The sequence below is a fragment of the Candidatus Protofrankia californiensis genome (genome assembly GCF_900634765.1).
GTDB lineage: Bacteria > Actinomycetota > Actinomycetes > Frankiales > Frankiaceae > Protofrankia > Protofrankia californiensis.
This window is the reverse complement of the sequence record NZ_CAAAFT010000137.1, coordinates 13,579-20,273: the sequence shown is the minus strand read 5'-3', so window position 1 is coordinate 20,273 and position 6,695 is coordinate 13,579. Positions and strand designations below refer to the sequence as shown.

General features: G+C 68.1%; 5 protein-coding genes and 2 pseudogenes. 1 reads left to right on the top strand and 6 read right to left on the bottom strand.

Annotated features, from left to right (window positions below):
• The 5 genes and pseudogenes from ltrA to DD1DGNOD_RS08295 form a co-directional block, all read right to left on the bottom strand.
• Window positions 1–860, bottom strand: a pseudogene (ltrA, locus tag DD1DGNOD_RS30745) (group II intron reverse transcriptase/maturase); the annotation flags it as partial.
• An 854-nt stretch (window positions 861–1,714) separates the two neighbouring features.
• Window positions 1,715–2,278 (bottom strand): universal stress protein, encoded by a 564-nt coding sequence (locus DD1DGNOD_RS31110; protein WP_430827773.1) that lies wholly within the window; start codon window positions 2,276–2,278, stop codon window positions 1,715–1,717.
• A gap of 82 nt (window positions 2,279–2,360) precedes the next feature.
• Window positions 2,361–2,612: pseudogene (locus DD1DGNOD_RS27880) on the bottom strand (universal stress protein); the annotation flags it as partial.
• Window positions 2,613–2,909: 297 nt separating this feature from the next.
• Complete coding sequence (locus DD1DGNOD_RS08300) at window positions 2,910–3,518, bottom strand: NADAR family protein (RefSeq protein ID WP_131769827.1); 609 nt, start codon at window positions 3,516–3,518, stop codon at window positions 2,910–2,912.
• A gap of 512 nt (window positions 3,519–4,030) precedes the next feature.
• Window positions 4,031–4,360, bottom strand: a complete 330-nt coding sequence (locus tag DD1DGNOD_RS08295) for a hypothetical protein (RefSeq protein WP_131765973.1) — start codon at window positions 4,358–4,360, stop codon at window positions 4,031–4,033.
• Window positions 4,361–4,516: 156 nt separating this feature from the next.
• Here DD1DGNOD_RS08295 and DD1DGNOD_RS08290 point away from each other — a divergent pair, with 156 nt between their 5' ends.
• On the top strand, window positions 4,517–5,509 hold the full coding sequence (locus DD1DGNOD_RS08290) for an exodeoxyribonuclease III (protein ID WP_131765971.1): 993 nt from the start codon (window positions 4,517–4,519) through the stop codon (window positions 5,507–5,509).
• A 75-nt stretch (window positions 5,510–5,584) separates the two neighbouring features.
• Here DD1DGNOD_RS08290 and DD1DGNOD_RS08285 read toward each other — a convergent pair whose 3' ends face one another.
• The gene (locus tag DD1DGNOD_RS08285) at window positions 5,585–6,133 is read right to left on the bottom strand and encodes an Hsp20/alpha crystallin family protein (protein ID WP_131765970.1); all 549 of its coding nucleotides are present in this window, start codon (window positions 6,131–6,133) and stop codon (window positions 5,585–5,587) included.
• Window positions 6,134–6,695: the final 562 nt, after the last annotated feature.

Here is a 6,695-nt window from a genome sequence, read left to right as displayed (position 1 = left end):
GCCCAGGAACGTGAACGAGGTGTGCTCATACGAGCCCCACCTGCTGCTGTCCTTGCAGTACACCACTCTGGTCTTGGCCGGGTGCAGCCGCAGCCCGACCTCCTCCAGCCGCCGTCCTATCGCCGCGCGCACCTGCTCGGCCTGACGCCGGGTCCCGCAGTGCACCACCGCGTCGTCCACATAGCGCTCGAATGCCAGGCCCGGGAACTCCCGGGCCATCCACAGGTCGAACGCGTAGTGGAGGAACACGTTGGCGAGCACGGGCGACACCGAGGACCCCTGCGGGGTCCCCCGGTCCGGCGTCCCCAGCGAGCCGTCGGGGTAGCAGACCGGCGCGGTAAGCCACCGCCGGACGTACAGCACCACCCACGGCTGATCGGTGTTGGCCTCGACCGCCCTGACGATGAGGTCATGCGGGCAGCTGCCGAAGAAGTCCTGGATGTCCAGATCGACTACCCAGTCCGACCGCCAGCACCGTTCCCGGCACGCGCCCACCGCGTCCAACGCGGACCTCCCCACCCGGTAGCCGTAGGAGCCGTCATGGAAGATCTGTTCCATGCGCGGCTCCAGCGTCATTGCCACCACGGTCTGGGCGACCCGGTCGGCACACCGAGCAAACGAACCCCACCACCATGCGACTTCGGTATCTCCACCGCCTTCACCGGGGGCGGGAAGTAGCTGCCCGACGACATCCTGTTCCAGACCCGGTACAGATTATTTTTCAGGTCCTTCTCGAACGCGTCGACGGACTGCCCGTCCACTCCCGGTGCGCCTTTGTTGGCCTTGACCTTCTGATACGCCTCCCAGACCAGGCCCTTCGATATTGTGAACGGCTTCTCTGTAGACCTCGATGACCCCACTCGATCCCTCCCAGCAAGCGCCGGTTTCTCGAACGAACCCATCAGGATGAGCCGGCTCCTTCGCTCCACCCCCATTACAGGGGCTTCACCACTACTACAAGCCGGTCCGCCGGCGTGTGCCGCCTCGGTACTCGGCGCCTCCAGTTTCCGCTGTGCGGCGCACTCCCTCTCACCACCCACACCCTCGGGCGGACGTATCGGCACACGCCTTCCCACGTTCCGCGTGAGAGCGGCAGAACGGACTCGCGTCGCCTCCATGCCGGGCACCACCTGGCCAGAAGACGGGACACCCGCCAGGTTCTGTCCTGAGGCTTCATTCCATGCCCCAGTTTCGATGCCGTCTGACTTATTTTCGACACGTCGTCAGCGATTCGCTTGCGCTCGCCTTCCCGTTCCCTGCCTGACGCGCTCAAGGCGCGCCTTTTCCTCGACGCTCACCACAACAGTCGTCAACTAATGCAGCTCGAGGTGGCTTGAAGCCTCCGACCCGTCGGGCGGCTCCGAGGGGCCATGCACCCTCATCTCCCACGCAGCATCGCAGCCAGCAAGGCCCTCCTACGCCAAAGCCTCCCCTTCCGCGTTCGTGGCACACTAATGGAATAAGTGATGCCATCGTAATGCGGTGTTGGACGGCGACGAGACGCAGATCGCCGGATTCGATCCATCGCGATGGGAGATTCGACCCATCACGGTGGAAGAAGGCCGCAGGCTGTCGTGGCAGCGGACAGTCGAACCCGGCACATACCGGCCCGTCACCATTCTTGGTCTGGTCCGTGTCCTGATCTGGCCCGTGGCCGGTCGTGGACGTTCACCGGCAAACGCTGTTTTTCGACGTCGTGGCGACGCGCGGGCAATCACCCGATCGAACACCCGATCGAACCTCCCCTCCGCACTTTACCCGAACTGCCGGGCATGCCCGTCCCGGGAGAGGACCACCGATGACGGCATGCCCCTCTTGCGTTCGTGGTTATCGGGATACTCGTGGTTATCGGGACAGGTGGACGACGGCGACGGGGCAGGCCGAATAGCGGACGCACTGGTCGCCGACAGAACCGAGAAGAAGCTCGGCGAAGCCGCCGTGACCGGCGGGCGCCCACCACCAGCAGCTGGGACGTCGTGGACTCCAGCAGCAGAGCCCGGGCCGCGGAGGAGTCGACCACCACCTCGCTGCTGACGCACAGGTGGGAAGCGCCCCTGAGCCCTTTGGCCAGCGCGTCGGCGAGCACGTCGTTGGCATGGTCGCCGATGGCCGGGCCTACGGAGGCGAGAAAGTCCGGGTAGGGCGTGGCGGCCACCGCCAGCGCGTGCACCACCCGCAGCGGCACCTGCCGGTACGCCGCCTGGTCGGCGGCCCAGCGCAACGCGGCGAGGGAGGCGACCGACCCCGTCCACGCCGACGACAACCGGACGACGGTCACCGGGGAAACCGAACCCCCTCCCCCGGACGACGACAACCGGGGCCTCGGCGTGGTGGACGACGGCGCGGCCCACGGCACCGCCGAGCACCCGGTGGAACAGGCCGTGGTCGCGCGCGCCGACCACGGTCATCAGCGCGTTCCGCGACTGCGCCAGCAGGGCGAGTACCGCGGGTTCGTGAACCACCCGGCGGACGACCTCGGCCTGCGGAACCGACGCCGGCAGCCGACCGACCACGGCCTCGAGGACGTCGACCGCAGCCGCTGCCAGCCCTTCGCGGTCCTTCGTGCGTGCCCTGTGGTGGACGGCCCTGGGTTGGCCGTCCGCGGTCCACACGAGTATGGCTGTCACCGGCAAGCCCGTACAGGGTCGCGGTCTGCCGTGCCCACCGCAACGCCTCGGCCGAACCGGGCGAACCGTCCACCCCGACGACGATTCCCGGCCGTACCAAGCCGGCGCCGTCCGTCATCGCCGCCCTCCCGACTCCCCTGGGCCCCGACCTGGTGTTGATCCTCGCGCCGGACACGGCCAGGCGGGGTGGGCATCCGGGCACAGTGGCGCAGACGTCCGGCCCCGCGCCACCCGCGGGCAGTGGGAGGGGTGGCGGGTGAAGGGAGAGTGAGCAGCGCTTCCTTACCCGAGTCTGCCTGCTTGTCCGGGTATGCCCGCCGCAGAGTCACGCAGCATGGCCCGGACGCGCATGAGCGCGAAGCCGAGCAGATTGCGTCCGGGCCATGCCGAAGGCTGGTGGGCGCGGCTGTCGTCGGCGGCCAGGCCGATCCCCCACACCCGGTCCAACGGGCTCGCCTCGACGAGTACACGATCCCCCGTGCCGAGCAGGTAGTTGCGCAGCGACGGATGCTGAGTGAACTTCGCCGCGTTACCTTGGACCACAATGTCGAAGCAGTGTTCGTTCCACACTGTCTCGTCGAAGCCACGTACCTGCCGCCCGTATTTTTTCGCGGCGGCGGGATCCGAGGTGGCAAGAACTCCTCGCGCGGCAACAAGGTCACCGAATAACCGGGCCTTGCGTTCCATCATGAAGTGCTCGGCCGTCGGGTAGCGCAGCCCGTCCACGGTGAAGGCGGACGGCCACCACTGGCTCAGACATCCCGTACCGACACCGCGGGCACCACCGCGCGGTGACCGGTGACCCCAGAAGAACAGAAGATCCAGTTCCTGCCCGGCCTGCTCCAGCAGGACCAGGTCCTCGACTTGGGACGCGCTCGCCGATGTGGTCACGGCCTGATGGTCGCACGAGCAGCCTGGCCTTCAACAGCGTTCGCCCCAGCGAAGCGACCTGATCCTCGCCGCCACCGGTATCCCGCACGAAGGCGGCGGAACCAGTCAGTCGTGACGCCGGGCTGAGCGGCCGGCGCGTTGTTCCCTTCCCCGATCGTCACCAGGACGCGGCCGCGCCTGCCCGCGACGGCGCCGGGGACGACGTTCGGGCGCGGGGACGGCACGACGTCCGGCGGGATCGTCGGCTGATCGTTGTGGTGCCGATCGCTGTGGTGGCGGCTGTCGTGATACGGGTTCCTGTGGTGCCAAAGGGAGAAAAAGGGCCACTATTTGCAAGTCACATGAAAGCTGCATCTGCAAGACCTTCGCCAGAAAGACCCGGCAGACAGGACCCCTGGAGCCGTCTGAGACGAGAACCGCCCGGGCCGTCCTGAACACCCGGTTCACACCACTGTGTCCCCGGTTCTGTTCCCGGTCGCACCCTTGTCAGTCGGATTCTTGCGATTGACCGGTCACCGTGAGCACTTGTTGTCGATCCAGTCGGCGAGCTGCCCCCGGAGCGCAAGCTCTCCGGGGCTCTGCGACACACGGCCGGCAAGCTGACGGACGTTCTCGTCCGGTGCAAGGTCGCGGATCGTCAGGGCGACCAGCCGGGCCACGTCCGCGCTCGAACGGACGTCCGCCGACCGGGCGTCGATCTGCGAGCAGAGTGCATCGGTGCCGGCCTGTCTGGTCTCCTCGGACACCGCGCCACAACCGACCAGGCCGATGACCACCGCGGCGGTGACGGCCGGGCCGACCAGCCGGACGCGCCGGGCACGGTTGCGAGCCATGGTTGGCATGGTCCGGTCTCCCTCCGGGCATTCGGCGAGCCGCCGACACCTGATGACGCTATCGCCCACAAGGCACCATCCCAGCCGGTCACACCGATCGGCAACAGTCGGTTTGCGGACACCGCTGTCGTCGGCAGCAGCGCCGGCAGACTAACGTCGGATGGTGTGCGGGTGGCAACCTGGAACATCAACTCAGCGAAGGCGCGGCAGGCCCGCTTGATCGAATGGCTGGACCGGGTCCAGCCGGACGTCGTGTGCCTGCAGGAGACCAAACTGTCCGACGAGGCCTTCCTCGAGCTTTTCGACGAGGACCTCTTCCGGCGCGGTTACCGCGTCGCCCACCACGGCGACGGACGCTGGAACGGCGTAGCGATCTTCTCACGGGCCGGTCTCGACGACGTCGAGGCCGGTCTCGTGGACGGCCCGGGATTCCCCGAGCCCGAACCGCGGGCGCTCGCCGCAACCTGCGGCGGCATCCGGATCTGGTCGCTGTACGTGCCGAACGGACGCGCGATCGACGATCCGCACTACGCCTACAAGCTCAGCTGGCTCGCCGCGCTGCACGCATCCGTCGAAAAGGCCCTCACGACCGCTCCGGTGATCGCTTGCGGCGACTTCAACATCGCTGCGACCGACGCCGACGTCTGGGACCCGTCCGCCTTCGTCGGCGCCACGCACGTCACCGACGCCGAGCGGCGGGCACTGCGGGAGCTGACCGACCTCGGCCTGGTCGACGTCATGCGCAAGCGCTGGCCGGACGACCAGGTGTTCACCTACTGGGACTATCGGGCGCTGATGTTCCCGAAGAACATGGGCATGCGCATCGATCTCCTCCTCGCCAGCGGGAACCTGGTCGACCGGGTACGCGCGGTGTGGGTCGACCGGCAGGCCCGCAAGGGCACGGGCACCTCTGACCACGCGCCCGTGGTCGTCGACCTCGACGAGGCACCGGATGGCGACATCGGTCCGATGGTCCCGCCGCCATCCGCGCCGCGGGCGGCCGCCGCCCGCGGCCGCACAACAGGAAAACCGGGGAGGACGGCGGCGAAGCCGGACGCGGCGGCCGGCCGCACCGGAACCGATGCCGGCACCGATGCCGCGGACGCAGGTACCCAGCACACGGGAAGAGCAGGTACAGCAGATACACAGACGGACTGACCGGCCGAGGTGGAGCAGGCCCCGGTGGTGCCGTGGACCGATCCGGCACCACCGGGCGACGCGTGGCCGCCGTGGTCAGCGGCCCGGCATCCCCTCGGCCTCGACCGCCTGCACCGGCTCGGACGGCCGGCTGTCCGACGTCTCAGACGACTCGGCATCCGCCAGGGCCGAGAACGTGCCCGGGGTAACCGGGATACGTGTCCCGTAGGCACCCGCGAGCGCACCCGCGAGCCGGACCGACAGCACGCCCTTGTCGTAGGTCGCGGAGATCTGGTCGGCGCCTACCCCCTCTGGCAGGGTGAACTCACGGTGGAAGGCCCCGTACCGGCGTTCCCGCACGACGACGCGACCGTTGTCGTTCTCGCGGCTGTCCGCGCGCTCCCCGCGGATGACGAGCCGGCCACGCTCCAGCTCGACCGCGACGTCCTTGTCGATGTCGGCACCGGGAAGCTCGAGGTGGACGACAACATCATTGCCGTCGATAACCACATCGGCCACTGGGGCGAAACCAACGCGGGGCATCCGCGGCCGGTCGGAGGCATCCCAGCTACGCCGGACGATCTCGTGGAACTCCCGGTCCAGACGCCCGAACGCGGCGAACGGCTCCCACAGGTAGGTGCTCATGGCTGCTCCTTCCAGGTTCGACCCCTGCCCCGGCCAACCACTAACCGACGACTAACATCACCGGCTTGGGATCGTCTCAGTATTGTTGAGTCTAACAGACTCAGACTTATGAACGGGTAGCGAAGCAGTCCGGTTCCCGACGCCACAGCGAACCCGTCGGACCACTGATCCACACACTGGGCGCCCGGAGCCGGCACCAGACCTGCACCGGACGGCATGCGAGGGTCTGCCCTCAACGGCACGCCTGCCCGGGAAAGGAATCCCGAGCACGAAAGAAACATCATCGCGCCGCCTTTGGCCTTCGAGGAGACCGGCGGAGCCGGGGAGACAGACCTGACGGGCGGGGTCGGCCCGTTGATCGACGCGTCGACTCTCATGACCCTGCTGACCGGCGCCCGACCACCCGGTCCTTCTCGACCACGTGCTCGACGGTGGGCTTGCCGCCTGGGTGCGGCGAGGCGGCATCCTGGCAGGCGACGCCATTCCACCCTCCCCGGGCGACATGATGGTCCGCTTCTGATGGTCCGCTTCTGATGGTTCGCTTCTGGTGGTCCGCTTAAGG

What these genes read in the sequence shown, in the direction of transcription:
- DD1DGNOD_RS08285 (WP_131765970.1), bottom strand. Translation starts at nt 6,133, where the DNA reads ATGAGCACCTACCTGTGGGAGCCGTTCGCCGCGTTCGGGCGTCTGGAC.
- DD1DGNOD_RS08295 (WP_131765973.1), bottom strand. Translation starts at nt 4,360, where the DNA reads ATGCCAACCATGGCTCGCAACCGTGCCCGGCGCGTCCGGCTGGTCGGC.